The sequence below is a fragment of the Streptococcus equinus genome, from assembly GCF_049393805.1.
GTDB classification, from domain to species: domain Bacteria; phylum Bacillota; class Bacilli; order Lactobacillales; family Streptococcaceae; genus Streptococcus; species Streptococcus equinus.
In genome coordinates this window covers 1082090-1108693 of the sequence record NZ_CP185763.1, presented here as the reverse complement: position 1 = coordinate 1108693, position 26604 = coordinate 1082090, and the positions used below count along the sequence as shown (strand labels likewise).

Annotated in this window: 21 protein-coding genes and 1 pseudogene; 2 read left to right on the top strand and 20 right to left on the bottom strand. The window is 37.5% G+C overall.

The genetic code is table 11. The annotated features are described in order from the left end of the window. Positions 1-3: 3 nt before the first annotated feature. A complete protein-coding gene (pbp2a, locus tag ACN0NP_RS05565) occupies positions 4-2310 on the bottom strand; it encodes a penicillin-binding protein PBP2A (protein WP_423216920.1) in 2307 nt (768 codons plus the stop codon). A 160-nt stretch (positions 2311-2470) separates the two neighbouring features. Between pbp2a and ACN0NP_RS05560 the strand changes: the two genes are divergently transcribed. Both ACN0NP_RS05560 and ACN0NP_RS05555 read left to right on the top strand, forming a co-directional pair. Further along, on the top strand, positions 2471-2674 hold the full coding sequence (locus ACN0NP_RS05560; RefSeq protein WP_024344520.1) for a hypothetical protein: 204 nt from the start codon (positions 2471-2473) through the stop codon (positions 2672-2674). Positions 2675-2724: 50 nt separating this feature from the next. Next, the gene (locus tag ACN0NP_RS05555; RefSeq protein ID WP_423216919.1) at positions 2725-3585 is read left to right on the top strand and encodes an RluA family pseudouridine synthase; all 861 of its coding nucleotides are present in this window, start codon (positions 2725-2727) and stop codon (positions 3583-3585) included. Between the two features lie 119 nt (positions 3586-3704). Here ACN0NP_RS05555 and ACN0NP_RS05550 read toward each other — a convergent pair whose 3' ends face one another. From ACN0NP_RS05550 to ACN0NP_RS05460, 19 genes and pseudogenes are all read right to left on the bottom strand, one after another. Further along, positions 3705-5309, bottom strand: a complete 1605-nt coding sequence (locus ACN0NP_RS05550) for a zinc ribbon domain-containing protein (protein WP_423216918.1) — start codon at positions 5307-5309, stop codon at positions 3705-3707. 334 nt (positions 5310-5643) lie between these two features. Beyond that, positions 5644-5928 (bottom strand): hypothetical protein, encoded by a 285-nt coding sequence (locus ACN0NP_RS05545; protein WP_423216917.1) that lies wholly within the window; start codon positions 5926-5928, stop codon positions 5644-5646. 901 nt (positions 5929-6829) lie between these two features. Then, the gene (locus ACN0NP_RS05540) at positions 6830-7687 is read right to left on the bottom strand and encodes an Rgg/GadR/MutR family transcriptional regulator (protein WP_033151936.1); all 858 of its coding nucleotides are present in this window, start codon (positions 7685-7687) and stop codon (positions 6830-6832) included. Between the two features lie 140 nt (positions 7688-7827). After that, entirely contained in the window at positions 7828-9456 is a 1629-nt protein-coding gene (gene groL, locus ACN0NP_RS05535) for a chaperonin GroEL (RefSeq protein ID WP_024344514.1), read from the bottom strand. A 50-nt stretch (positions 9457-9506) separates the two neighbouring features. Continuing rightward, positions 9507-9791 (bottom strand): co-chaperone GroES, encoded by a 285-nt coding sequence (groES, locus tag ACN0NP_RS05530; protein ID WP_021141467.1) that lies wholly within the window; start codon positions 9789-9791, stop codon positions 9507-9509. Positions 9792-9968: 177 nt separating this feature from the next. Further along, positions 9969-10772 (bottom strand): ABC transporter ATP-binding protein, encoded by an 804-nt coding sequence (locus ACN0NP_RS05525; protein ID WP_024344513.1) that lies wholly within the window; start codon positions 10770-10772, stop codon positions 9969-9971. Continuing rightward, complete coding sequence (locus ACN0NP_RS05520) at positions 10772-12739, bottom strand: ABC transporter substrate binding protein (protein WP_423216916.1); 1968 nt, start codon at positions 12737-12739, stop codon at positions 10772-10774. Before ACN0NP_RS05520 ends, ACN0NP_RS05525 begins: the two co-directional genes overlap by 1 nt. Positions 12740-13235: 496 nt before the next feature. Then, the gene (locus ACN0NP_RS05515; RefSeq protein WP_423216915.1) at positions 13236-14315 is read right to left on the bottom strand and encodes a hypothetical protein; all 1080 of its coding nucleotides are present in this window, start codon (positions 14313-14315) and stop codon (positions 13236-13238) included. Positions 14316-14493: 178 nt separating this feature from the next. Next, positions 14494-14709, bottom strand: a pseudogene (locus ACN0NP_RS05510) (helix-turn-helix domain-containing protein); the annotation flags it as partial. 283 nt (positions 14710-14992) lie between these two features. Further along, entirely contained in the window at positions 14993-15277 is a 285-nt protein-coding gene (locus ACN0NP_RS05505; RefSeq protein WP_021141460.1) for a hypothetical protein, read from the bottom strand. A gap of 27 nt (positions 15278-15304) precedes the next feature. Then, the gene (locus ACN0NP_RS05500) at positions 15305-16138 is read right to left on the bottom strand and encodes a PTS system mannose/fructose/sorbose family transporter subunit IID (protein ID WP_074630158.1); all 834 of its coding nucleotides are present in this window, start codon (positions 16136-16138) and stop codon (positions 15305-15307) included. A 1-nt stretch (position 16139) separates the two neighbouring features. Beyond that, positions 16140-16982, bottom strand: a complete 843-nt coding sequence (locus tag ACN0NP_RS05495; protein WP_003067859.1) for a PTS mannose/fructose/sorbose/N-acetylgalactosamine transporter subunit IIC — start codon at positions 16980-16982, stop codon at positions 16140-16142. A 78-nt stretch (positions 16983-17060) separates the two neighbouring features. Beyond that, positions 17061-17555 carry a PTS system mannose/fructose/N-acetylgalactosamine-transporter subunit IIB gene (locus ACN0NP_RS05490; protein ID WP_009853259.1) on the bottom strand — a complete coding sequence of 165 codons (495 nt, stop codon included), beginning with the start codon at positions 17553-17555 and terminating at the stop codon, positions 17061-17063. A gap of 21 nt (positions 17556-17576) precedes the next feature. Further along, positions 17577-18005, bottom strand: a complete 429-nt coding sequence (locus ACN0NP_RS05485) for a PTS sugar transporter subunit IIA (RefSeq protein ID WP_003067864.1) — start codon at positions 18003-18005, stop codon at positions 17577-17579. Between the two features lie 165 nt (positions 18006-18170). Then, complete coding sequence (locus ACN0NP_RS05480; RefSeq protein WP_074566994.1) at positions 18171-19478, bottom strand: ABC transporter substrate-binding protein; 1308 nt, start codon at positions 19476-19478, stop codon at positions 18171-18173. Next, positions 19465-20148, bottom strand: coding sequence for a response regulator transcription factor (locus tag ACN0NP_RS05475; protein ID WP_003067868.1), 684 nt, complete (start codon positions 20146-20148; stop codon positions 19465-19467). Before ACN0NP_RS05475 ends, ACN0NP_RS05480 begins: the two co-directional genes overlap by 14 nt. Then, entirely contained in the window at positions 20145-21470 is a 1326-nt protein-coding gene (locus ACN0NP_RS05470) for a sensor histidine kinase (protein WP_423216914.1), read from the bottom strand. Before ACN0NP_RS05470 ends, ACN0NP_RS05475 begins: the two co-directional genes overlap by 4 nt. Next, on the bottom strand, positions 21461-22426 hold the full coding sequence (locus tag ACN0NP_RS05465) for a sugar ABC transporter substrate-binding protein (protein WP_423216913.1): 966 nt from the start codon (positions 22424-22426) through the stop codon (positions 21461-21463). The genes ACN0NP_RS05470 and ACN0NP_RS05465 overlap by 10 nt, the downstream gene beginning before the upstream one ends. A gap of 167 nt (positions 22427-22593) precedes the next feature. After that, positions 22594-26514: a GH32 C-terminal domain-containing protein gene (locus ACN0NP_RS05460; protein WP_423216912.1), complete on the bottom strand. Its 3921-nt coding sequence runs from the start codon at positions 26512-26514 to the stop codon at positions 22594-22596. Positions 26515-26604: the final 90 nt, after the last annotated feature.

The following is a 26604-nucleotide window of genomic DNA, read 5'->3' as shown; positions in this document are numbered from 1 at the left end:
CAGTTAGTTTGTCTGTTGACTAAACCAATTTGAGAAACTATCCCAAGCATCTTTAACTGCTTGTCCAATCTTTTCACCAGCATCTTGAGCTGAATCTTGAACTTTATCAAGAATATTATCAGAACTTGATGATTGGCTTGTACTTGCTTGACCATCTGCACTGTAGACAAGGTCATAACCGTTTTGACTATAAGCATTTTCAACAGTAAATTCTGTTCCTGCAGTGTATGGCAGAATGCTGCTTGCGACGGCACTAAAGATTGTCGAAGCTGTCCCTGAACTTGCATCAGTCAGATAGTGGTTTTCATCTGTCGAATCATAACCAATCCACTGTGCAATAACAACATCTGGTGTGTAGCCGATAACCCATTGGTCACTCGTCAAATCTTCATTAAAGCTTGCTTCAACAGTACCTGTCTTACCAGCAATTGTATAGCCGTAAGCATTGGCATTAACCGCCGAACCATTTGAGAAAGTTCCAAGCATCATGCTTGTCATCTTATCTGAAACTGATTTACTGAGCACGCGCTTAGTAGATTGCTTAAATTCTGCAACAACATCACCACTAGCATTTTCAATTTTTGAAATCAAATGTCCTTTCGGCATGACGCCATCATTTGCAAAAGTTGCATAAGCTTGCGCCATTTCAAGCGGGTTAGTAGTCACACCACCACCAAGAGCAATTCCCAATTCTTCCTTAACATTTTTCATGTTAAGTCCAAATTTCTTAGCATAGCTAATACCTTTGCTAACTCCAATTTTATTTAACAAATAAACAGCTGGAATGTTATACGAATTAGCAAGGGCTTGGTACATTGGAAGATCCGCTGTCTCGATTCCTGCATAGTTCGTTGGGCTGTAGCCGTCATAATCTTGGACAGTATTTGGCAATTCTTTGGTAATAGCGTAGCCTGACGCGACCGCTGGAGAATACACAACAAGTGGCTTAATCGTTGAACCTGGGCTGCGCGAAGCTTGTGTCGCATAGTTAAAGCTACGGAAAGTTGATGAGCTTGGACTTACTCGCCCAACCAAACCACGTACCGCTCCTGTTGCAGGGTCCATAGCAACACTTGCTCCTTGAGCTGTTTGACCGTCATAGTCAGACACTGGGAAATATGACGTATCGTCAAAAACAGCCTGCATATTGGCTTGATAATTTTGGTCAAGCTCTGTGTAAATCTTGTAGCCGTTATTGACAATATCATTTTCTGATAAGCCATATTTTTCTTGAGCTTCTTGGATAACTGCATCGAAGTACGAACCATATTGGTAATCGTCAGAATTTCCAGTATAGGTATCATTCAATTCATCAGCGATATTCACTTGCTTAGCTTGGTCAGCTTCCGCTTGCGTGATTTTGCCAGCATCAACCATAACACCTAGAACTGTGTTACGGCGGTTCGTCGCATTTTCCACAGAATAATAAGGATTATAAATCTCAGGACCTTTCAGCATACCAGCTAAGATGGCTGATTGTTCAATCGTTAAATTAGCTGCGCTTGTCCCAAAATATTTCTGACTAGCATCCTCAATTCCCCAAACCGAATTTCCAAAATAAGCATTGTTCAAATACATGGTCAAAATGTCATCTTTGCTGTATTTCTTCGTCAATTCGATAGCAAGGAAAAATTCTTTTGCCTTACGTGTGACCGTCTGTTCTTGGCTCAAATAAGCATTTTTAGCCAATTGTTGTGTGATGGTTGACCCACCACCAAAATGACCCATGGTAAATAAGGCTAAAAAGAAACGTGAATAATTAATCCCACCATTTTTATAAAAAGAACGGTCTTCAGTTGCAATAACTGCATTTTTCATGTTATCACTGATAGCATCGAGTTCAACGTAAGTTCCTTTTTGCCCTGAAAGAGAACCAACTTGATTATTATCTTTGTCATAAATCACAGTTGTTGCCTTCAAAGCGGCTTGCAAGTCAGAAACATTGGTTGACTTAGCGACCACAAACAAATACGAGCCGATAGCTAAAACCACGATACCAACAAGGATAAGCAAGATTTTGCCAATACGATAGCGACGCCAAAAACGTCTAATCGGATTTTTAGGCGATGGCATAAAGCGTGAAATTTTTTGCAACCAAGCCGGCTGTTTTTTAGCTTTTTCGTGATAACTTTTACTTCGTTGATAAGTCGGAGTTTCTTGCTCCGTTTCCTCTTCAATATCAGTCAAATCATCAGCCAAATAATCATCGTTGTCATTTTCTTGGCTGGTGTGATTTTTGAAAGGCAGTTCTTCTTTTGCTGTTTTCAAAAAAGAAAGAACCTTTTCTTTAATCAATTTAAATTTTGTCATAACCACATTATAACAGTTCTTTTAAAAATCGTCAGATGTAAAAGGATTACATCTTGATTACAACGTTTTCAAGTCATTTGTGGTAAAATAAAATTAATAATAAAACGCTATCAACTTATCTGTCCACAGTACTCAAAAAGAGTATTAGAAAGGGTTTATTATGTCTAAAGGATTTGACGCATTCAAAAAAACATTGTCTCACGATAGTTTAAAAGCTGTTTACGATGAAACTAAAATCGAAGTTTCTGAAAGTGAAGCCGAAGGCACAGAAGCTTACTCAATGGCAGTTGCCGTACAAATGGCGGTAAACTTGCTAGAAAAATATGACGACTGGCTCCACGAAAAAAAAGACGACAAAAAATAAGCGCATCTGACAAGATGCGTTTTTGCTTGCTTGCGTGTTATAATAGAGCCATGACTTTATCATTTACGATTAAAAATCCATACCCTGACTGCACAGTCAAAGAACTTCTAGAAGAACATTTACTGATTCCACGAAAAATTCGTCATTTTCTACGTACCAAAAAGCACCTACTCATCAATGGTGAAATGATTAATTGGCAAAGCCTCGTCAAAACTGGTGACACCATTCAATTAATCTTTGATGACGATGATTATCCTCAAAAAGAGATTCCTTTTGGGCAGGCTGAGCTTGTCGATTGCCTTTACGAAGATGAACATCTCATCATCGTAAACAAGCCAGAAGGCATGAAAACTCACGGCAATGAACCAAATGAAATTGCCCTGCTCAACCATGTCTCTGCTTACGTTGGTAAGACTTGCTACGTCATTCACCGCTTAGATATGGAAACTAGCGGAGCTGTCATGTTCGCTAAAAACCCTTTTGTGCTACCAATCCTCAACCGACTCCTTGAAAATAAAGACATTTCTCGTGAATACTGGGCTTTAGCACAAGGAAAATTCGAACCAAAACATCAAGTCTTTCAAGATAAAATCGGACGTGACCGTCACGACCGCAGAAAACGTGTCGTCGACCGCAAAAACGGACAAACCGCCCTGACAATTGTTGACCGACTTAAAACCTTCAAAAAAGGGACACTGGTCAAATGCCGTTTAAAAACTGGGCGTACCCACCAAATCCGCGTGCATTTATCAGCACACAATCACGCCATTATCGGAGACCCACTTTATAGCAAAATTCCTGCTAAACGCCTTATGCTCCACGCGCACAAACTCAGTTTCACACATCCATTTACCCTTGAAAAAATCAGCGTCGAAGCTGTCTCAAAAACATTTGAAGCAGGATTACAGTAAGAGGTTGGTGACTTTTGTCCCAACCTCTTTTATTTATGCAATTATAATAAGCAAAACGCAATGGTTAAGTGGGGTCGAATGCGTTGATAAATCAACTTTTACACTTCTACTTTCTTTTCTTATTTCTTACTTAAAGTACTTCCAAGCATTGGCTTGCTATAATCAAAATTATCATCTTTATTAGCTTGCCAAACAACCAATCTAAGCTTGTCACCGTCGATTTTAATACCAAAAGTATACTTAACACCAACACCACCAAGACCGCTGACAACAAAAGCACTCGTATCAGTATCATCTCCGTAAACATAGTGATAAATATTATTGCCTTTGTCTTCAACTCCAGTAACTTTAGTTTGTCTTTTATTATTTTTAGTTGATTGGGTGATTGTTCCGTCAGCATCAAAGGTAAATGATGTATCGCTCTTGTCATCAACTTTCCATGTTCCAAGCATAGCTTCTGGCAGAACTGAATCTACCTTGATTTGATTGTCTTCACCAGTTACTGTGATGCTTCTTTGCCCTGAATTTGCTACCAAGTAACTTGCGCCTGATTTTTTCAGCGTCAATTTTCCTTCTAGAGTTTGAATAACGTCACCTGAGCTTTGTTTTTCAGTATCTGTTGATTTATCGTAATGAAAATCATAAGTCGCTGTAAAGCCAGCCACATAAGATTCTTTACCAACCTGTGTGAGATTTGTCAAAACGATATTAGGAACGGTCAGACTTGTTGCCTTGCGGCTATCAGTCTGCATCTTAGCTGTGATACTTTCTTTCAAGCCTTTGTAAAACTCATTATTAGCACCATCTTCAAAGACCGTCGCTACTGTTGATGAATCTTGCCCAGCATTCAAATACAAAATCATTTGGTCAAAAGCTGATACTAGCACTTTACCAGCCGTTTCATTGTCCAACAATCCCTCAGCGTCCAAAGCAACAGTATCCCCATCAGAAATACTTGAGAGAGCTTGTTTTTGTGATTTCAAATCACCATCTGAGAATTTTTTCTTAACATAGGCTTTAGCTGAGTCAGTCAAAGGATAATCACTGACATCATATTCCCCATTTTCCAAGGTGCCCACGCGCGTATCATCAAAATAAAGTTCACCATCAGTTAAATTACTTGTCACTTTAAAAGACTTAAAGCTAACTGACAAATCAAGAAGATTATTCTCACCGTCATAAGCCTTGCTAAGTTCAACTGGCTTACCATTATATTTCCCAGAAATACTTGCTGTGTAATCAGCAATTGGCAAACGCTCAAGCGTCACGCTATAATCTTCTGAGTCGCTGACTGCGACTTTCTTTTTATTTAACAAAATATCAACCTTATTGACGTTCGTCTTAATTGTCAAATTCAAAGGTTTCAAAGCGATACGGTAGTTTGGAAAAATCAAAAACTTCTGTCCAACTTTTTTAACATATTGGTTATCTGAAGCACCCGCATCTTGCAAATCTTGACTGAGCTGATTTGCTTCTGCTTTTGAGAGTTTTTTAAACGTAGCATACTTAGCTTCATCAGTTGTGACTTTTTCGTTATTATCTGCCCAAACCACATAACCTTTGATATTATCAAAAGTATCACCTGATTTTTGATAAGCTGCCACATACTCTTTAATCACTTGTTTTTTAGAGTAATGAAAACTTCCCCAAACCACAAAGATAAGCAATAAAATTCCCACAATCAAACTAGGAATCCAAATTTTCTTGTGTTTAAACTTAATCATTTTTCTCTCCCTATCCTAACAAAACTTGAGCTATCATTATACCAAAAAGTTTTTAAACTACTGTTACAAAAAAATCACACCTGTGACATAAAAAAGGCGGCTCAAAAAGCCACCCTTGTCATTCAAAAGTCATCTTTGTTATCCACAATAACAAGATAAATCGCACCTAAAACAGCACCTGCAACACTTAACCAAAACATCATAAGCCTACTCCCTTCATACAGTAAGCATATCTAAAACTAAACCAACATTTTCTAAACTTAGTATACTACAGACACCATTTTTTTACGATTATTTTACTTGTTAAAAATAGCTAAAAACTATCATAAATCACTTAAGAAAACCAGCCGGTAACATTGAGCCATCCTTTGTAACGATTGGCTCTTTTTTGCATAAATAACTGCAGGTCAACTAATTCTTGAGAAGGGTTAGAAACTAAGTATTTGTTAATAAATGATCCTAATCGCATAATCTCAATATCAGAATTAGCACCCATTTGTATTTTATCAGCAGCAAGAGAAATTAAGTCATAAAATTCCTTATCCTTTTGTACAGATTCGAGTTGCTGCACCTTAGTCAATAAGTCTAAAAATTCTTCGTCAACTTTTCGTTTCATCATAGTCATCACCTACAAAATTTAAAAGATTTTTTACGACACTTTTACTGGAATAAACTCGCAAACGCAAAGTCGTTTACGCACTTAGTTTAGCACAGATTATTATAATTATCTAAAATTATCATATAAGAAAATAAAACAAAAAAACGAGCTCTACCAAATCAAAGAGTTCGTTTTTTCTAAGTTTTTTAGTGTAGCTGTCAGTCTTTTCAGAAAGTTATACAGTCAAGCTGCACCAACATATTTTCAGCTGCCCCCAACCGAAAATATGATGTTAAAAATAAGTCTATGAGAATGTTTATAAAATGATTTCAATGTGTGAACAATCAAAGAGCTTAAACACTCTCGATAAACCCCATCTCATGTCATATCTCTCGGAAATGTACTAATTTTGTCATTGAACGTATAATACTACTAATACTACAGACGGTGTCGCTCAATCAAGAAAAAAAGATATGACTTGTACATCTCAATCCTACAATCAAGATGCCATTATTAGCAAATGCTAATTCTCCTGGATAAGATCCATCCCTTTGAAATGATACTTGTTTTTCATATGACTCCCAAAAATCAAAAGCTCCCAAACAATTGACCCTTTCATATGAAAAACGCTTGCCTAACCAAGTAAAGTATCACTCCACGTAAGTATCTCAAATACTTACGGATATAATATACCATGAAAAAAATCTATTATTCAAAATTCGCAAATATGAAAATTTGTATTCTATATTTTCATATATGATAATTTCCTGTTTTACCCCCTTTTTAAGGTAAAATAATAGCTAAGGAGGTCAGCAATATGGTAAAGAAATTAATTTTACTCTTAACAATTCTTCTAACATTTAGAATTTGGCCTTTTTAATCCAATTTTTGTTCTCTCTAAAGTTAAGACTAGGGAAATTCCCTAGTCTTTTTTGTATAAATCAAGAAAAGTCTCTAAATGCGTTTCTAAAAGCTTTGCCATAGTAGAGTTTCCAAGCTTTTCAACCATTTCAATACAATCTCTCATCGGCATCACATCATCAGACTCGCCTTTCAGATAAGCTAAAGTATCTTTTAAAAAGGTCAAAAAAATCACGGTGAACATATCTTGATAATTAATCATGCTCTCAAGCTTATTTAAAAAATACTTTGTGTAGTAAAGTTGCTTGCGCTCAATCAAAGTCAAAATGATATTGATAAAAGTAAGCTGCGCTGCTTTTTTATGCTGAGGAAGCGCAAGGTAAAATTCGTCACGCTCAGCAAATGCTTTCCCCAAGAAAATCAAATCATCATTGGACAAAATTGACATGGTATTTCCAAAAAGATAAAGCTCATACTCTGTCCACTGCTCAATACCATAAAGATAATGTGTCAAAAACTGCTTGTCATCTTCTTTAATCTCATAGCTCGAATCAAGAGAATAAATGGCACTGACAATATCAATTCGAGTCAAGCGATTGTAAGTATCAAAATAATCACTAGCCTCAAAATGTTTGAGCATGTCTTTCAAACCAGCAATATCCCCAGCAATTTGCAAAGTTGCTAGCTGATTTCCGATTTTGTGATAAGAGCTTGCTCGATAATGATTAAGAGCATAACCAAATTCTGAAAAGCTCATGTGAATGCCTGAAATAGCTGTTAATAACTTATCTGCCGTCAGCATGCTTTTCCCATTTTCAAATTTTGATAATTGTGACACTGATAAACCATCATGCGCAACGTCTCTCAACTTCAAACCACGCGCCACACGCAGTTCGCGGTATAATTCACCTAAACTCATCAATTCTTTTTCGTCCACTACAGCACACCTCCTTTATCAAGATTTCTTTTCTTCATTATATCAAATTTTTAACTAAGATATGCGGACATACAAAAAGAGCACCTCAAATGAGGTGTTCTTCTATTTATTCGTTATTCAGATTAGAAACCGCCCATCATTGATGGATCCATTCCTGGTGCAGCTGGTGCTTTAGCAGCAGGTTCTGGATGGTTAGCAACAACAGCTTCTGTTGTAAGGATAAGGCTTGCTACTGAAGCAGCATTTTGAAGAGCTGAACGAGTTACTTTAACTGGGTCAATGATACCAGCTTCAACCATGTTCACCCATTCACCGTTAGCAGCGTTAAATCCTGTACCAACTTCTGAATTTTTCAAGCGTTCAATGATAACTGAACCTTCATAACCAGCGTTGAAAGCAATTTGGCGAACTGGTTCTTCAAGAGCACGAAGAACGATGTTACGACCTGTAGCTTCATCACCCTCAAGTTCAAGTTCAGCTACTTTTGAAATGACGTTAACAAGGGCTGTACCACCACCTGCAACAATACCTTCTTCAACGGCTGCGCGTGTAGCGTTAAGCGCGTCTTCGATACGCAATTTCATTTCTTTAAGAGCAGTTTCTGTGGCTGCACCAACTTTGATAACTGCAACACCACCAGCTAATTTAGCCAAACGTTCTTGCAATTTTTCACGGTCAAATTCTGATGTTGTTGAAGCAAGTTGTGATTTAATCACGTTAACACGGTTAGCGATAGCTGTCGCATCACCAGCACCTTCAACAATAACAGTACTGTCTTTATCAACCGTTACTTTAGCAGCTTGACCAAGAGCAGTCATGTTAGCATCTTTCAAATCAAGACCAAGGTCTTCTGTGATAACAGTCGCACCAGTCAAAATAGCGATATCTTCAAGCATAGCTTTACGACGGTCACCAAATCCAGGAGCTTTAACAGCTACAACGTTGAAAGTACCACGGATTTTGTTAAGTACAAGTGTTGGAAGAGCTTCACCATCAACGTCATCAGCGATGATAAGAAGTGGACGACTTGTTTTAAGAACTTCTTCAAGAAGTGGCAAGATATCTTGAATGTTTGAGATTTTCTTATCTGTAATCAAGATGTATGGATTTTCAAGGTCTGCAACCATTTTTTCATTGTCAGTAACCATGTATTGTGAAAGGTAACCACGGTCAAACTGCATACCTTCTACTACATCAAGTTCTGTTTCCATACCACGTGATTCTTCGATTGTGATAACACCATCGTTACCAACTTTTTCCATAGCTTCTGAAATGTATTCACCAACTTTTTCAGAACGTGATGAAACGGCAGCAACTTGTGCAATAGCTTCTTTGTTAGCAACTGGTTGAGCAATTGATTTCAATTCATCAACAGCAACTTTAACAGCTGATTCGATACCACGACGAATGCCGATTGGGTTAGCACCTGCAGTAACATTTTTAAGACCTTCACGAACGATTGCTTGTGTCAAAACTGTGGCAGTTGTTGTACCATCACCAGCAATGTCATTTGTTTTAGAAGCAACTTCTGATACAAGTTTTGCTCCCATGTTTTCAAAATGGTCTTCTAGTTCGATTTCTTTGGCGATTGTGACACCATCATTTGTGATAAGTGGTGAGCCAAATGATTTTTCAAGAACTACGTTACGACCTTTAGGGCCTAAGGTTACTTTAACTGTATCTGCTAAAATATCTACCCCACGCATCATGCTTGCGCGTGCATCTGATGAAAATTTAATATCTTTTGCCATATCTATTCCTCTGTTTGATTTCTATTAATATACTATTTTATTAATCTATCTTACGCCAATACGGCTAAAATTTCAGCTTCACGAACGATAGTCACAGTGTCTTCACCATCTTTTACTTCGACACCTGCACCGTTTTCGATAATAACTTTATCGCCAGCTGCAACACTTGGTGCTACCAATTCACCTGTCAATGTACGAGCACCTGTACCAACAGCTACAACAGTTGCTGTTTGAGTTCTTTCTTTGCCTGCGCCAGCAAGGACAAAACCACCAACTGTTTGTTCTTTTTCTTCTTCAACTTTCAAGACCACACGGTCACCTAATGGTTTCAACATGCTTTTGCCTCCAATATTTTTATTATCGTTAGCACTCTTTGTACTAGAGTGCTAATGTCTACAAAAACTATTCTAACACTTGGTCAGAAATAGTCAAGAAAAAAACACTATTTATCAAAAATAAGCTGAGCCTATTTCCTCATTGTCAAAAGGAAGTTTGGCTCAGCTTTTACTATTTTATCCCAAAACCAAAGCGTCATCGTTTAGGACTTGACCACTGTTTTTGTGGAAGAGATCCATGAGTTGTGCGACGGTGAGATTTTTCTTTTCTTCACCACGAACATCAACAACGATTTTACCATGATAAAGCATGACCAGACGGTTACCGTACTCGATAGCATGTTCCATGTTGTGAGTAATCATCAAGGTTGTAAGTTCTTGTTCTTCAACTACTTTTTTAGTCAGCTGCATAACCATGTCACTCGTTTTTGGGTCAAGCGCGGCTGTGTGTTCATCAAGAAGAAGAATTTTTGGTCGAACCAAGGTCGCCATAGCAAGAGTCAATGCTTGACGTTGACCACCTGATAGAAATGCCGCATCTGTTTTCATGCGATTTTCCAAACCTAAACCAAGCTCGGCTAATTTTTCCTTGAACAATTGACGTTCTGTTTCTGTGATTGATTTTTTAAAGAAACTGCGTTTTTTACCACGACGGTAAGCAATTGCCATATTTTCTTCAATGGTTAGATTCGTCGCTGTTCCCATGCGTGGATCTTGGAAAACACGACTAATATCTTTTGAACGTGCAGCAACAGACGCTTTTCGAATCGATTGACCATCGAGCACGATATCTCCCTCATCAATCTCAACAACACCTGCAATAGAATTCATCAGCGTTGATTTTCCAGCACCATTTCCACCAATGACAGAGATGAAATCCCCTTGTTCAATGTCCAAATCAAGACCACGTAACACGTGATTTTCGTTGACCGTACCTTTTTCAAATGTTTTATGAATAGTTGATAAGCTTAAAAGTGCCATTATTCGTTACCTCCTGGTGTCAATGTTTTTGAGGGTTTAATGTGAAGTTTGTTTCTGATTTCTGGAACGTAGAGAATAAGAGCAAGAAGAACTGCTGATGCTAGTTTTAGCATCTGAGCATCCACGTTCATGGCTAAAATGATTACAAGAACCAAACGATACAAAATTGAACCAAGAACAATTGACCAGAGACGTTTACCAAGCGGCAAGTATTTGACGATGACTTCCGCAAGAATAATAGATGCCAAGCCATTAACGATTGTTCCTGTTCCCATATTCATATCAGCGTAGCCATTATTTTGTGCTAAAAGTGAGCCCGCAAGAGCAATCAAGCCATTTGAAATCATGTAACCAAAGATTTTCATGCGGTCAACTTTAATCCCATTTGCTTCACCCATAGCAAGGTTGTCTCCTGTCGCACGAAGAGCAAGTCCTAGTTGCGTGTTCAACAACACAACAAGTAAAAGAATTACCAAGGTCACAAAAATCACACCAATCAAAATCACAGCATTAAGTTTTGAAAGACTAAGTGCTGATGTCAGTACTGTAACCAAAGTTGTTTGCCCAGCTAGTGACACGTTGGCACTTCCTAAAACCAAAAGATTAACAGAATAAAGAGCTGTCAAGACGATGATCCCTGTTAGCAGTGCTGGAATTTTCATCTTAGTATGCAAGAACCCGGCTACTGCTCCTGCAAGCATACCAGCCACAAAACCACCAATAGTCGCAATCAACGGGTTGATACCATTGACAATCATGATTGCTGTTGAAGCTGCTCCGAGCGGGAATGAACCTTCTGCTGAAAGGTCAGCGATATCCAAAATACGAAAAGTAATGAACACCCCAATCGCCATAATCGCCCACAAAAGCCCTTGTGAAATGGCAGTTAAGATAATATCAAACCAAGCATTTGACGTTTTCTTGTCAGACTGACTTGATTTTTTAGGAGTAGCTATTGTTTTGCTGCTATCTGCCGTAGCTGTCTGTGATTCTTCAGAAGAAGCTTCTGTTGATTCATCCTTAATGCTAGTCAAATCAATGCTAAGCGTTTTAGCCATGTCATCATTTGCAACAACATTAAGTGTTTTAGGGTATTCTGATGAAACCTTGCTAACATCTTCACCCTTAATAATACGCACAGCTAATTTTGCTGTTTGGCGACCAAGCGCTTCGTAGTTGGCACCGTAAGTAAAGAGCACGCCTTGCTCAACGATATCTGCTGAACCACCGACAACAGGAACTTTCATTTCTTTTGACAATTCTGTGATTAGTGAAATCGCACTGACAATCATGTTGTCTGTTGGAATGAAAAGAACTTGTGTTTGGCTCATCAAACTTTTAGCTGTATCCTGCACATCATTTGTTGATGAAATTCCTTTTGTCAAAACATCAATTCCAGCTTTAGCAAATTCTTTTTGTGCTTCTTCAACTTGAACCTCTGAATTACGTTCATTAGTTGTGTACATGATGCCGACTTTTTTCACGTCAGGCATAACTTTTTGCAGTAATTCCACCTGTTTTGAAATTGGAGACATGTCACTTGTTCCTGTGGCAATACCTTCAGGTTTTTCCATCGTCTTGACCAATTTTGCTGATACTGGGTCCGTTACTGCTGTAAACAACACCGGAACATCTGTTGATAGATTTGACAATGTTTGCGCAGCCGGTGTCGCAATCCCTAAAACCAAATCATTATTTGACAACAAATTTGTTGAAATGGTTTGAAGATTTGACTGGTCACCTTGAGCATTTTCATAATCTGATTTAAGATTTTTCCCGTCAACATATCCTTCTTTTTTCAATTCAGCGACAAATCCCTTGCGAGCTGCACTCAGAGAAGGGTGTTCCACATACTGAAGAATCCCAATATGAACCACGTCTTTATTTGCATTTTTTGATGATGAACACCCACCTAAGGTGAGCGCGGCTAACATGACAGCCATCAAAGCTGCTAAACATTTTTTCATAATGACCTACCTTTACTTTTTGCCCACTTGCCTTACTTAACCAAAGACAAGATATTAATAATTTTTCCTAAATCAACCACAATAAAAACCAGCTAGCTCAAAAGTCTAACTGGTTTTTTGGCGTATACAAAAAGTAAAAAATACCTGAAAGCCAGTTAGATCTCTAAGTATCTAATCGGCTTTTTCAAAACAGTCAAAATGCTTTAGCTTCATAGATACAAACGCAGGTGACGTTTGCATCCATGATTGGCTACAAACGTCTATCTAAAGAAACTAAAGTAATAGTATCGATTCAGTTTTTTAGTCAGAATAGACGAATTTTTAAGCATACTATTTTCTCCTGTTAAGATTCACAAATCAATGAGTGCTAGGTATTGAATTGCGTAAATTGTTTTTGATTGTTTACAGTTTACCCCTATTTTATCTATTTGTCAATATATTTTTAAAATTCAGAAAAATAAAATTCTATCTCCAAATGAAGACATATACTCCAGCTTTACTTGCTAAAAATAATGGCATCTGCGTAATCTATGCCAAATTTTGATAAATCATAAATCGTTTTTTCTTGTGTATCCGCAGAGTATTTCACTAAATGTTCATTAAATAAAAAGTAGTAATCCGAATCTCTCTGCGTGAAAAAGACTTCTTGGATTCCCGAAGTAATTTCTGGGAAAGTAAGTTGGGTCTGAGAGAGCGTTTCTAAATCAATGATTGTCCAACTGTAATCAGCAACATAGAGCGGGTCATGAAGAATTAGCAATTGATGGCGAGACTTGTCATAATAAATAAATTTCGGGTATTCAAACTCGGTTTCAATACGACTGGTTTCACCACTTGCAAGGTCGTAAACAAGAATATGCTGCCCACCACCTGGCTCGCCATCCTCACGAACTCCTTCTTTAGCAGCTGTCATGTAAAGTTTTCCGTTTGCTTCAACCATTCGAAAATAACCACCTTCGGTATAGTTGAGATTGATTCTTTCTTGGACTTCTAGCTGCTTGTTCATCACCCATAGATAATTAGCATTAGTCGCTGTCTCATTATTCACGGATCCCACAAGGACATAAAGCGTATCACCAACAAAAAGCATGTCATTGGTGAGGTTCATTAGACCATCCTCTTTAATTGATTTTTTGGTAACTTGATGTAGGTCGGTATCGTATTTATAAAAATCAGTATGCCCTAAGAAAGCGGCAGTTGTGTAAATATACTCTTCATCACTAGCTGAGCCATAGATGTCATTACCACCAACTTCTGTCAATTTACCTTTTAAAGTCTTAGGTTCTACATCGAATAAATACTTTTTAAATGAATTCATTGATTCGTGAGTTTTACCGTATAAATTTCCCTTGACAGATTGTAGGCGTTCTTGCCAAATGCCAATATCTTTATCAAATAACTGTCGTGTCTCAACTTTTTCAAGCTGATTGTTATCAGTTTTAAATGTCGTTATCTGATTGCCATACGAAATTGCCAAATCATATGCTTTTGCTGGCTTACTCGTTGCCTTACTCTGACAACCCGATAATCCTAAAACACCCATTGCTAATAAAATTAGCCAAGATTTCTTTTTCATTATGATGTCCTATTTCTATAAATAACTTGTGTTTTATTGTTTACTAATTCAAATGGATGAATAGCTGTTCCCCACGCTGCTGTTCCGATATCAACTCCTGTGGTATCCTTATATGCTGCCCAAACAAGCTGTGAACAATAAAAGGTACTTCGAGTGTTAATATTAGTAAATGATTTGGCTGGTAGTCATCCATAGCATGTGCAAATTCAGCGAAATTCATATTTAATCCAGAAATTGCTAATAAAAATCTATCTGCAGACAACATAGACTGTCCCCGTTCAAATTTTGAAAGTTGCGAAACGGTAAGCTTTTTAGTAGCAATATCCTTAAGTTTAAGCCCCCTTGCCAAACGTAATTCTTTATAAAGTTCCCCTATTTTCTCATTATTATTCATACAACTTTTCCTTTCACAATACATCAAATACTTTAATATGTGTTTTTGCACAGTCCTCTCTTTTATATTCGTAAACACTTGTATTTATTACTCTAAATTCGCCTTTATCTCTTAGTGTTTGTTAATATATTTTTAAAATTCAGAAAAATAAAACATAAAAAGATTCCTAGCAAGGAGATTACGTACTAGGAACCTTTTTATGTTGAATGTTTGAGTAAGTAATTGTAATTTTTTTGTATTGTTATTTTAGAATAGTTTTTAAAAAGAGTTTACACATTTTGATTTAAAATGATTGGAGTTTTGTTTCAAAATCGTCAATAACTTTGGCAAGATTTTTCTTACCATGGTAGATACCATAGCCAAATATTAACATGCCCAAACTTCCAAGGATCATCACGACAAAACCGAGAATTAGCAAAATGATTTGTTTGTTAAAGAAATAAATGAGTAAAAATCCTAAACTCGTTACTGCTAGAAGTAAAGTCAACCAACGACCTAAATTTTCAAGCATATGTTTTTGATAAGCTATTTCAGTTTCATAACCTCTGATAAGTTCTGATTTTGTCATGATATTTCTCCTCTAGAAGTATGTAAATTAGTAAGACAAACCTGGGTTGAAGAAACCAACAAGTACACCGACAAAGGCAATAACTACGAGCAATAGCATAACTTTGATTGGTGAGATGTTTTTCTTAGCCATCAACCACCAGCAGAATACGATGAATAATGCTGTTAGGAAACCTGGATAAACGGCATCCAATTTGTCTTGAAGAACCAAGTATGGGTGTTTAGCGTTACCAAGTTGGAATGAAGTTTTAACTGATACCCAAGTAGCGGCAACACCACCGACAACCATACCACCAACGATTGATACAGCTTTACGGATAGCTTGACCTTGAGCACCAACTAGGAATTCAACGGCTTTATCACCAAGTTCATAACCTTTGAAGTATGCAAATTTCATACCAAGGTATGCAAGCAAGTTCCATACAACGATGTAGAAAATTGCACCGATTGGAGAACCACCTGTTGAAAGACCAAGGGCAATACCTAAGATAACTGGAATCAAAGTACCAACGACAAGAGAGTCACCGATACCTGCAACTGGTCCCATAAGACCTGCACGAAGTCCGTTGATTGTTTCATCGTCAACTTCTTCAGAACCATTAGCACGAGCTTCTTCAAGACCTGCTGTGATACCAACGATAAGGGCACCAAGTTGAGGTTCAGTGTTGAAGAATGCTGTATATGTTTGCATTGAACGTGCTTGATCTTCTTTGTTATCATATAATTCTTCCACGATTGGTAGCATAGAAGTTAGGTAACCAAATGTTTGCATGTGTTCTTGTGAGAAACATGTCAAGTTACCATAGTACCAATGATGGAAAGATTTCATTAAAGTTTTCTTAGTTAATTTTTTTTGAGCCATCTTAGATATCCTCCTCATCATCGTCAAAGTCATCTGCTGCTGCAGTTGCTTTTACATGTTTAGCCATTTCAAGTTCGTAGAACAATACTGCAAAGATCAATGAAATAACTGCACATGAAACCAAGTTCAAACCAAGTGAAGCCGCCAAAGTAAATCCAACAAAGAATGGAATAAAGTCAACAGCTTTTTCAACAATTTGTTTCAAAAGAATTGCGATTCCGACACATGGTAGCAAAGCACCGACTGTGAAGAGGGTTTTCATTGGGATACCATCCATTGGAAGAGCATCTTTCATTGCTGTTACGGCAGTTGCACCAAGTTTACACATGATCAAAGTTGGAACAAATGAGAAGACGATATGTGAAATCCAAGGATATAGCCAGTCAACTTTGTAAAGTTGTTTGAAGTTTCCTTTTTCAACAGCACGCCAACCAATATGTTGCCATACAAGGTTCATTGTAGCTGTTCCGTAGAAAAGAACTGTACCAACAGTACCTACAAGAGTACCCATTGATTTAGCCAAGTTAGCTGCATCAGCTGAGTCAGCTGACAAACCTTGTGAATGGATAGCAACCATTGCCAAAGGAATACCGATATAAGATACAGCACGCACATCGGCTGAAACTGTACCACCAGGAGTTACAAGTGCGATGTAAACCAATTGCATTGCCACACCACAAATGATACCTGTTTTAAGATCTCCTAAAATAAGACCACAGACAAGACCACCGACTAATGGACGACCAAGAGTATAGTTACCAATGGTTGTACCACCAAGACCAGGCATTGAAGACAAACATGCAAACAAACCTAATAAGGCTGCTTGGAACCAAGAAATTGCCATAATACTTCTTCTCCTATATTATTTAAAAAATTTTTATTAAGTCATCAGAAGCCTTAGCTTCTAGATAAACTGTCAATATTAATAACCAAATTTAGATTTGAAATCTGACCAGTAACCAATTGAAACGTCAGGTAGAAGTTGGAATTTAACTTTGTAACCTGCTTTTTCGATTGCTTCAATCGCATCAGCTTCTTCTTGTGTGATTGATTGGTTGTTACCAAGTTTTACAGCACCTGGACGGTCGTTACATGGTCCAACGATGATTTCTTTAACATCACTTGGAACAAACCCTTGGTCAACCAAAAGTTTTTTCATGTCAATTGGGTTTTTAGTGATAACAAAATATTTTGTATCTGAATCCAAAACTTTTTGTGATTTTTTACCAAAGGCATCTACTGTCCAAACAAAAGTTTTCTTGTCTGAAGCACCTTTATAAGCTTGTGTCAAAACTTTGTTGCTTGCAGCAGCATCGTTTACGGCAATCAAACCATCACATGGATATTCTTTTGCCCAGCGTGTTACAGTTTGGCCGTGGATCATACGGTCGTCAATACGTACAAATGAAACAGTCATTGTTAATCTCCTTTTTAATTATTAAATGTCGTCTTCTTCATCATCTGAAGCGATTTTGAATTCTTGAAGAGCTGCTTGAGCTTCTGGCAAAACAGCTTGAACAAAAGCGTCACCCTCAAGCATATCTTTCATAACTGCTGAGGTAATTGCCATTGGTAAATTCATACCACCTAGGATAACAGCGTCATCAAGTTTGCCAAGTTCGTCCAAAACACTGCAAGCTGTTGTAAGTGGGCTACCACCAACAATATCTGCAAGAACGATAACTGAATCTTCAGCTGTCAAACCTGAAATGGCTTGTCTGAAATCTTGCGCAAAATCATCAACAGTTTTTCCGTTTTTCAAACCAACTGCAATGACTTGGTCCATCTTATCTTCAGCGAACATAGCCAAAGAAGTTTTGAGACCTTCTGCAAAACCACCATGACTCACCAGTAGTAAATACTTCATAGTTTTATCTCTCCTTATCTGTCTATTATTCTATCAATGTATTAAGCGTTTTCACACTCTCGATTGTCATATCATGGCAATGACAATCGCCATATTGAAAATGACAAATGTCATTTTTAGAAAACATGAAAAAAGCCTGGAACAATTTATTCCAGACTTTCTTTTTTATTTTAAACTATCCTCAATTTCCTTTTGAATAGCAAACAAATCACTATCAATACTGTTGTTAGCTAATGATTTATTGATGATGTAATCTGCTTGATTCATCACGCTGTTGTAAGTTTTAAAGGTTGGTTTCGTCACACCTTGGCTAAGCATGGAATCTAGTGTTGAAACAGTCAGTGACTCAGAACCAAAGCCGTCTTCTTTCAATTTATCTTCTGTTGCTTGACTACGCATGACAGATTTCAAAACTGAACTTCCTTGAGAGTAATTAAAGACAGATTGTTGAACTTTTTCATCTGTACACAAGAATTTTAAAAATTGCCAAGCTGCACTGCGATGTTTTGTTTTTGACGAAATCGCATAGAGTGATGTTGAAACCTGCGTTGCATCAACACCTTTTTGGCTGGCTGGCATAGTTACACAAGACCATGAAAATGTTGAATACTTGGCAACGTGGTAAGGGTAAGGTTTGTAAGTTCGATACATGGCTAATGACATTGGAATGAAGGCAACTTTTCCTTCATCAAAGTCTTTCATTGTCACTTCATAATTTCCATTTAAAGCTTTTAGCTGAGTAATTAAGCCCAATGCTTTTTTAACCTTTTCACTATCAAAATACGCTTTGCTACCTGTTTCATTGAAAAGTTTTGCGCCGTAAGCAGCAACAGCTTGCTGCCAAGTATAGCCAACGCAACCATACTGATCAATGACCCCGTCACCATCTGTATCCTTAGTTACTTGTTTACAAATATTATAAAAATCATCAACCGTCCAACCTGATTTTGGAATGCTAATGCCTTCTTTTTCAAGAAGATCAATGTTAATACACATCATGGTTGGATTACTTTCAAACGGTAATGCATAATGGCTATGATTATACTCTCCTGCTTGATAAGATGAATTATAAAAAATGGAATCATAAAAACTAGTGCTGATACTACTGTCCAAATTTGACAGAGCACCTGTTGATGATAAAAGGTTAAAGTCATCTTCTGGCACGATAAACACATCAGGTTGTTTTCCAGCTACAATCTGATCTGTCAACCAAGTTGAATAATCGGCTTTTGAAATCCCACTTTCGTAGACAACCTTGACACTAGGATGGAGTTTTTCAAAGCGTTTAATAGCTGTATCAATCACTTTATAATCATTACCATTTGGTACATCCCAACTGCTGCCAGCATATACACCAATTTTTAAAATTGTCTTTTGTTGCATTTGATAATAGACATAACCACCAATACAAGCACTTAAAAGAACAATCGCTGAAAGCCAAAGTTTTATCTTGGTTAGTTTAGTCATGATCATCATCCTCAAATGATTTGAGCGTTACACCTGTCTGAACCGCCCAAATCGCTAATTGCGTACGATCTCGCAAGTTGAGTTTTGACAAAATGTTAGAAAGGTAATTACGCACCGTTCCTTCTGACAAATACAACTTCGCAGCAATTTCTTTGTTTGACAAACCAAAACCAATTTGTTGAATGATACGCCATTCCATTTTGCTAATGTCATGAACCAAGTCATCGTCAACTTGGATAGCAAAATTTGATTGAGCCATTTGTGAAAAAAGTTTGAAAACTTTTGTGGCAATATCTGGGTTTATCATGGCACGTCCTTCATTGGCTGTTACAACAGCATCATGCAAATCATCCATTGACGTTCCTTTTAGCATGTAACCTGTCGCACCGTATTTAAGAGCGCTGTAGATAAAATCATCATCATCAAATGTCGTCAAAATGATAACCTTGATATTTGGATAATGCTCTTTGACCGCTTTGGTACACAAAACGCCATCCATTTTAGGCATACGAATATCCATCAAAATAACATCAGGTTTGCTCGTCGGCAGAGTTTCTAGAACCTCTGTTCCATCACTCACAGCCCCAACAACTTCAATATCAGGATAAGCTGATAAAACAATCTTCAAAGATTCGCGAATCAACTCCTGATCATCTGCAATAAGTACTCGTATCATCCTTCTTCTCCTTGTATTTTAGGGATATGAATCGTTGTAGAAAATCCATCTTTACCAGAAAAGGCAACGCGACCACCAATAATAGCTAAACGTTCTGTCATCTGCGTTAAGCCAAAACCATACTTGATGTTTTCACTTCCTGTTCCATTATCCTTAATCAATAAAACATAATCACTCTCACTGAGCATGCTAATTTTAATCTTGGTTGCACGACCATGTCGCAAAGAATTCGTCACAGATTCCTGAATAACTCGGAAAATAACGTCCTCCTTGGTCTTATCAAAGTCAACATTATCCCAATGATAATTTAAATCAATTTGCAAGTGTGACAGCTCTTGGTACTCTGAAAGCATCTTTTCTAGAGCATCTTTCAACGTACGATTTTCAAGAGCTCCTGGTCGCATTTTATTAAGAGAACGTCGAACATCGACAATCCCTTCGCGAACAACATTTGATACACTGCTTAATTGTTTTTTAGCATGTTCTGGGTCAAGGTCAATCAAAACCGTCACGGCATCAATCCCTGCCGAAATCCCCGTCAAAGCATGCCCAATTGTGTCGTGAATCTCACGCGCAATACGTCTACGTTCCCTATCTTCGGTAATCTTTTCAGACACCGCAACGTATTCCTTCAAACGCGTATTGGCTTGCGCAGCCATTAATAATTCTTCCTCGATCTTATGATTTTCTGTCACCGAATAAATAATATAAGTCATCAATGAAATGATAAAGACAATCATATTAAGCGATATCAATCCATTCTTGATGAACAAAATCACAAGACGTGTACTTGCTGGGAAGAAATTAATATAAACATCCAAATCTGGTGTTCTCACCAAAAGTGACAGTACATCATAATTTGACAGCAAAAGCGAACCAAAACTAGCTACAATAAAAAGCAGCCAGGCTTTCTTTTCACGAAATGTGTAAAAGTCTGTATATGAAAAGAAAATATCCATGAAGACCAATAAAATCAAGCCGTTATAGGATAATTGCAAAGCAAAAAAAGTCGCAAACAGCAAAATGATTTCAAGAACTGCCAGCCAGTCACGCGCCTTAGTTTCTTTTTCAAATTCACGATTTCTGACATACATTATCAAAAGTAAGCCAATAAAAAATAAATTTGATAGCCAAAAAATTCGTTCAGGTGAACTTGGAATAATATTGATTTTTTCTAGTAGCGAACGACTAAAATTATTTTCAATAATATACTTAGTCGCTGACAGATAGACCGAACTGTAAAAAAGTACCGCCATAAAATTAATGACTAACAATGCACGTTTGGCAACCTCAACATTTTTTAAAATTTTCATCATTGCCACCCCGTTAAATCACTATTTAAGACAGTTTCACTCGTCATGAATTCAACTGGAATAATAATCTCTTTATCCACTTTTTTATCATGGTAAAGTCGATACCCAGCCTGAATAGCTTTCTCACCAATAGTCAAAGGTGACTGTGCAACGGTCGCTTGAATGGAGCTAGTTGTTGCTAACAAGTTTTTCATGTCAGGTGACCCATCAACACCGTAAATTTTAACGGGAGCTGTAACTTTCATATTCTCAATAGCAGCCAGTGCCCCGATTGCAACTTGGTCATTAAGCGCCATGACCGTATCAAAATCTACCCCAGAGTTGATAACCGACTCAACTTGTGGCATAGCAACCTCAGTCTGACCCAAACAATCTTTTCTATCAACAACTTGATAGCTATCATGTTCCTTGATTGTCGCCAAAAAACCATTAATACGATCTACTGCAGACACCGCTTTTTGGTGTTCTAAAAGTAAAATTTTGGCACTTGATTGAGTCTGCATAAGGTTTTGCGCACATAAGACACCAGCTTGATAATTATCAGACACAATCGTCGTGTCAACTGGAGAATTATCTGAAAGCTGACTATCTACAACCACAACCTTAATGCCTGTTTCCTTAGCTTTCTTCAAAGCTTTAATCAACTTTTTACTGTCAGCATCAACAGGATTAATGATGATAATATCCACTCTCTTTTTGATAAACAGTTCCACTTGCTGAGTTTGTTTATTAACATCAAGTGCTGGATCTCGTGTGTAGAGAATATCATTTTTTTCCTCTACAATTTTGTCAATTTCATTATTTAGAACCTTATAGAAATCATTGTTCATGGTCATATAAGTTGCCCCGATTTTGACACGATTTTCATTATAAGGAACCAATTTGTAATGAAGATAAATGCCAAGCATCGTTAGCAGCGCAATAAAAACGCTTACTAATAATGCTATAAGTTTTCCTTTTTTCATTCCCTACCTTCTCTACTTACTCAAAAATCTCAACTGATAATATACAAGTATTATAGCATGTTTAAAATGTCTAGACAATTTGACCTTGATTGACACCTAGCAAGAAGACAAAAAAGAAAGGAAAACAAGTGTTCTCCTTTCTTTTCATTTCCCTAATATCCTAAATATTATGATTCTTTTTTCTTGAAGAATTGTCCAAAGAATGCTCCCATAGCCGCTAGGATTGATACAATACCAAGTCCAGCAAGATGATTATCTTTTTCACCAGTTTGTGGCAAGACACTTTCTGAAACAACCGCAGATTTTGGAATAACTGGAGCTTTAGCATCTGCAACTTTGACTGATTTAGCAGGCGCTTTAGCTGCCAATGTAGTTGTTGCAACTGCTTGTTCTGAAGGTGTTTCTTCCGGTGTTTGAGGATCTGTTGGCACGACTCCACCATTTTCTCCGCTTTGTGTTGGTTCTTTAGCATCCAAATCTACTACGAAGAAGTTTTGAACCTCAAGTTCACCATCCCAAAGACCAAGACCAAGATATGGATCATTGAAGAAGTCTTCAACTTGATCAAATGTGTAAGACATTGCCAATTGATTATCAACAAAGACTTGAATAGCATTTGCTGATTTCACCAAACGAACGTGGTGGAATTGATTGTCGTTAATGGCTGCTGTCATTGGTGATTCTGCAATAGTATCACCGTAGAAGCGGAACAAACGAACAGAGTTATTTCCACCGAATTGGATTGTGTAGGCATTGTTAGCATCTGGATTGCCTGAAGCAAAGAAGATATTTACAATTCCGCGACCGTATTTGATATCCAAATCCATTTGATAGTTTTCGTATGGCATCTTATCGGCTGCCATGTAAATATCGTTTGAGCCATGGTTTTCAACTTTCAATGATTCACCGTCAGCATGCCAATCACCAGCAAAGACTTTCACATCTTTAACGTTTGTCTTGAAGTTGTCTTCTAGAATATCAAGAACGAAATCTTGATAAACTGCCGGGTTAGATTTAGATTGTGCTCTAACAATCACTTGACCCTTCTTAAGTGCTTTAACGAAGACTTGATTACCAGAAATTTCTGCTGACACATTACCATTGTTAAGAATTGACCAAAGCAAATCTTGGTTAGCAACTGATGGAGAGACGTACGCTTTAACCACTGTGCTGTCACCAACATTCATTCTGACATTCTTAGCAGACGCAGGCACAACACTTTGTGGTTCAGTAGTTTCAACTTTATCTTTCCAAATACTCTTCAATGGGTAAAGAACGATATCTGCTGTAGATTCATAACCTTCAGAAAATACACTTAATCCGAGACTTTGAGGTGATGTGAAGATTTGGTTAGCACCTGTGACAGTATCACCTTTTGTGAAGACTTCAACACTAGCACGGTCAACAAAGATATGAAGGTCAATACTTCCATCAGCGTTGCGTGTTACTGCTTGGCTATCAATATTTCTAAAGAGCTCTGTAAGGATGATACCTGATTGACTACGGTCAATAGCGATTCGTCCTGTTTCTAAATCATAATAAACCTTAGTCACTTCTCCTGGACCTACTCGAAGGTTGAAACCAACTTTTGTTGTTCTGTTACTTGGATTAAAGTGAGCAACAATTTCATAGGTATCACCAGAGAAATCTTTAAAGAGATTATTATCTTTACCAACAACAACATCTGTGTATTCAACTTTGTTGTCTACATCACGTAAGCTTTCATATGCTTTGATTGGTGTTTGAGTAAGAACGTATTTATCACCGTCTTTGACAAGACCTAGTGTCAAGTTAAGGTTGAATGTACCATTGAATTTTTGACCAACACGTTCAGCTACAAGGTTACAATAGTTATCCCAAGTATTCATCCAGTTAAGCTCAATAATTTGAGGAAGTGTTGGATTAGCTTTAGTACCAAAATCTTGTACGTAGTAAGTCATTGCAGCGTATGAATCTTTACCAAAGTTCATGATACCATCTGATTCTTGATAATCAGCGTCTGCAACAAATTTCCAGTGTCCATCAACTTGTTTTAAATCACCAACTTTATAGTAACGTCCACCACGAGAAAGAACCCATTTCACTGTGTTACCTTCTGCCATGATTGGGTAAAGGTCTGGACATTCAGTGTGAAGATCTGGATATGTTGATTCAACAGACCAATCTAGGAGATTATCTGATGAGTAAATACGAAGTGGTCCACCTGCAAGAACCATGAACCATTTGCCTTCCCAACGGAAGACTTTAGGGTCACGGAAATCACGATTTTGCAATGGGTCAGTTGACCAGTCAGCTGCAATTTTATCAATTTTTTGCCAAGTTTTACCTTCATCTTTACTGTAAGCAACTTTGATACGTTGACCTTCACCATCAGCTGTAATCAAGGCAACCAAGCCACCTTCATTACCGTCAAACAAACCACTTGTGTTGTTATTATCAGCTACGATACAACCTGAGAACATTGCCCCGTTATAGTCTGGATAGAATGCAATTGGTTGATCTTCCCAGTGAATCAAATCCTTACTTGTTGCATGTGCCCAGTGCATTGGACCCCATTTAATATCATCGTAGAATTGGTAGAACATGTGATAAACACCATTGTAGTAAACCAATCCGTTAGGGTCATTTGCCCAGCCATCTTTAACAGAGTAGTGATATTGGTCACGGAAGTTTTCATTATAATAAACTTCTGCTGATTGACGGCGGTGAACATTAATACGGTAAGTTGATGTCACTTCGTAACCGTCTACTGTGTAAGTACTTGTTACTGTGAGGTAGTTAGCACCAACTGATACCGGAATATCGCTTGGATTTGAATAAACATTACCTTGAGCATCTGTCACTTTGATAACTGCAGCTGGATTATTAGCAACAAAACTTAAGTCAACAGTTGAAGCATCATGTGATACGTATTGGATATAAACAGCACCTTCTGGGAAGAATTGTCCCTTAGGTTCAACTGGACCATTTTTTGAAGTAACTGTGACATCTTTAAGAAGTGGTAATTCTGCATCAGTAAGTTCACGGTAAAAAGTATTTTGGAAAATCATTTCACCATTCCAGTTCAAAAGACCGAAATTACCATCTTTGATGTATGTTGTTTGACCAAGGTCGTCACGTTGGATAGTGTAGTCACTCAAGTTTGCAACCAAAATACCATTGATATAATATGAAATCCATCCGTCAGCTGCTACAACTTTCAAGAAATATTTATTGTCTGGAGTTGCTGGGATTTCTTTATCATTGATAAGATTTGCTTCAGCCCAACGCCATAATCTTGCTTTGTGTGAATTTCCGTCAAGGTTTACAACATAACCTTTTAGATTTTGAGCATCACCAGTTGAACGGAAAACAAGTGAAGCTGCACCTGTATTTTGTAAGAATGTTACATCTGTTTGGAAGACAAAGTTTTTACCTGTTGAGGTTGAGAAAAGGAAGTTATCACCTTTTCCAACAGCATTACTATACAAACCATCTTCACGAACTTCCCAAACATTTGCATCATAACTCAAACCTTGAAGATTTGTATTATAGTTACTTTCTTTTTTCTTAGTCAAATTAGCAGAAAGGGCTTTTTTAGTTTTTACGGCACTCACGCTAGGTTGGTCAGTTTTTTGTTTAAGCGAATCAGTCACATCAACTTTTTCTTCAGCATCTGATGTCTCAGTTTTTTGAGCATCGTCTGAAGTTTCAGTCGCAGGTTCTTGATTTTCAGTCACTTGATTTTGTTCTGTAACATCTTGATTTTCTGTTACTTGATTTTCTTCTGTGACATTTTGGTTTTGTTCTTCAACAACTCCTTGTTCAGTTGGTGTTTGATTTTCTGTAACCGGAGTTTCTAACTGATTAGCAGGTTGTTGTACTTCTTGACCTACTTCAGTTTTTTGGTCTGTATTTGCGTTTTCTGAGTTTGCATTTGTAACCGCTACCATTTCTGTTGATGAAGAAACAGCTTCATCAGCCATAACGGGTGTAGCCACAGTTCCTAAGACCATACCACAAACTAAAACACCACAACCATAAATCCATTGTTTACCGCGTTTGTGCATAAACCAGTTGACACATTTCTTTTCTTGTTCTTTTTTCATAAGTCCTTTCTCCTATTGAAATTTGTCGAAGTAGCTTCAACATTCAACAGAGATAATATTACCAGAAAAAGAAAGCGCTATCACCAAACA

Coding starts and splice junctions, on each gene's coding strand:
- ACN0NP_RS05475 (WP_003067868.1), bottom strand. CDS start 20,148: ATGATACGAGTACTTATTGCAGATGATCAGGAGTTGATTCGCGAATCT.
- ACN0NP_RS05545 (WP_423216917.1), bottom strand. CDS start 5,928: ATGATGAAACGAAAAGTTGACGAAGAATTTTTAGACTTATTGACTAAG.
- pbp2a (WP_423216920.1), bottom strand. CDS start 2,310: ATGACAAAATTTAAATTGATTAAAGAAAAGGTTCTTTCTTTTTTGAAA.
- ACN0NP_RS05485 (WP_003067864.1), bottom strand. CDS start 18,005: ATGAAGTATTTACTACTGGTGAGTCATGGTGGTTTTGCAGAAGGTCTC.
- ACN0NP_RS05490 (WP_009853259.1), bottom strand. CDS start 17,555: ATGACTGTTTCATTTGTACGTATTGACGACCGTATGATCCACGGCCAA.
- ACN0NP_RS05505 (WP_021141460.1), bottom strand. CDS start 15,277: ATGACAAAATCAGAACTTATCAGAGGTTATGAAACTGAAATAGCTTAT.
- ACN0NP_RS05465 (WP_423216913.1), bottom strand. CDS start 22,426: ATGAAAAAAGGAAAACTTATAGCATTATTAGTAAGCGTTTTTATTGCG.
- ACN0NP_RS05525 (WP_024344513.1), bottom strand. CDS start 10,772: ATGGCACTTTTAAGCTTATCAACTATTCATAAAACATTTGAAAAAGGT.
- ACN0NP_RS05460 (WP_423216912.1), bottom strand. CDS start 26,514: ATGAAAAAAGAACAAGAAAAGAAATGTGTCAACTGGTTTATGCACAAA.
- ACN0NP_RS05550 (WP_423216918.1), bottom strand. CDS start 5,309: ATGATTAAGTTTAAACACAAGAAAATTTGGATTCCTAGTTTGATTGTG.
- ACN0NP_RS05515 (WP_423216915.1), bottom strand. CDS start 14,315: ATGAAAAAGAAATCTTGGCTAATTTTATTAGCAATGGGTGTTTTAGGA.
- ACN0NP_RS05560 (WP_024344520.1), top strand. CDS start 2,471: ATGTCTAAAGGATTTGACGCATTCAAAAAAACATTGTCTCACGATAGT.
- ACN0NP_RS05540 (WP_033151936.1), bottom strand. CDS start 7,687: ATGAGTTTAGGTGAATTATACCGCGAACTGCGTGTGGCGCGTGGTTTG.
- groL (WP_024344514.1), bottom strand. CDS start 9,456: ATGGCAAAAGATATTAAATTTTCATCAGATGCACGCGCAAGCATGATG.
- ACN0NP_RS05520 (WP_423216916.1), bottom strand. CDS start 12,739: ATGAAAAAATGTTTAGCAGCTTTGATGGCTGTCATGTTAGCCGCGCTC.
- ACN0NP_RS05555 (WP_423216919.1), top strand. CDS start 2,725: ATGACTTTATCATTTACGATTAAAAATCCATACCCTGACTGCACAGTC.
- groES (WP_021141467.1), bottom strand. CDS start 9,791: ATGTTGAAACCATTAGGTGACCGTGTGGTCTTGAAAGTTGAAGAAGAA.
- ACN0NP_RS05495 (WP_003067859.1), bottom strand. CDS start 16,982: ATGGCAATTTCTTGGTTCCAAGCAGCCTTATTAGGTTTGTTTGCATGT.
- ACN0NP_RS05480 (WP_074566994.1), bottom strand. CDS start 19,478: ATGATCATGACTAAACTAACCAAGATAAAACTTTGGCTTTCAGCGATT.
- ACN0NP_RS05500 (WP_074630158.1), bottom strand. CDS start 16,138: ATGGCTCAAAAAAAATTAACTAAGAAAACTTTAATGAAATCTTTCCAT.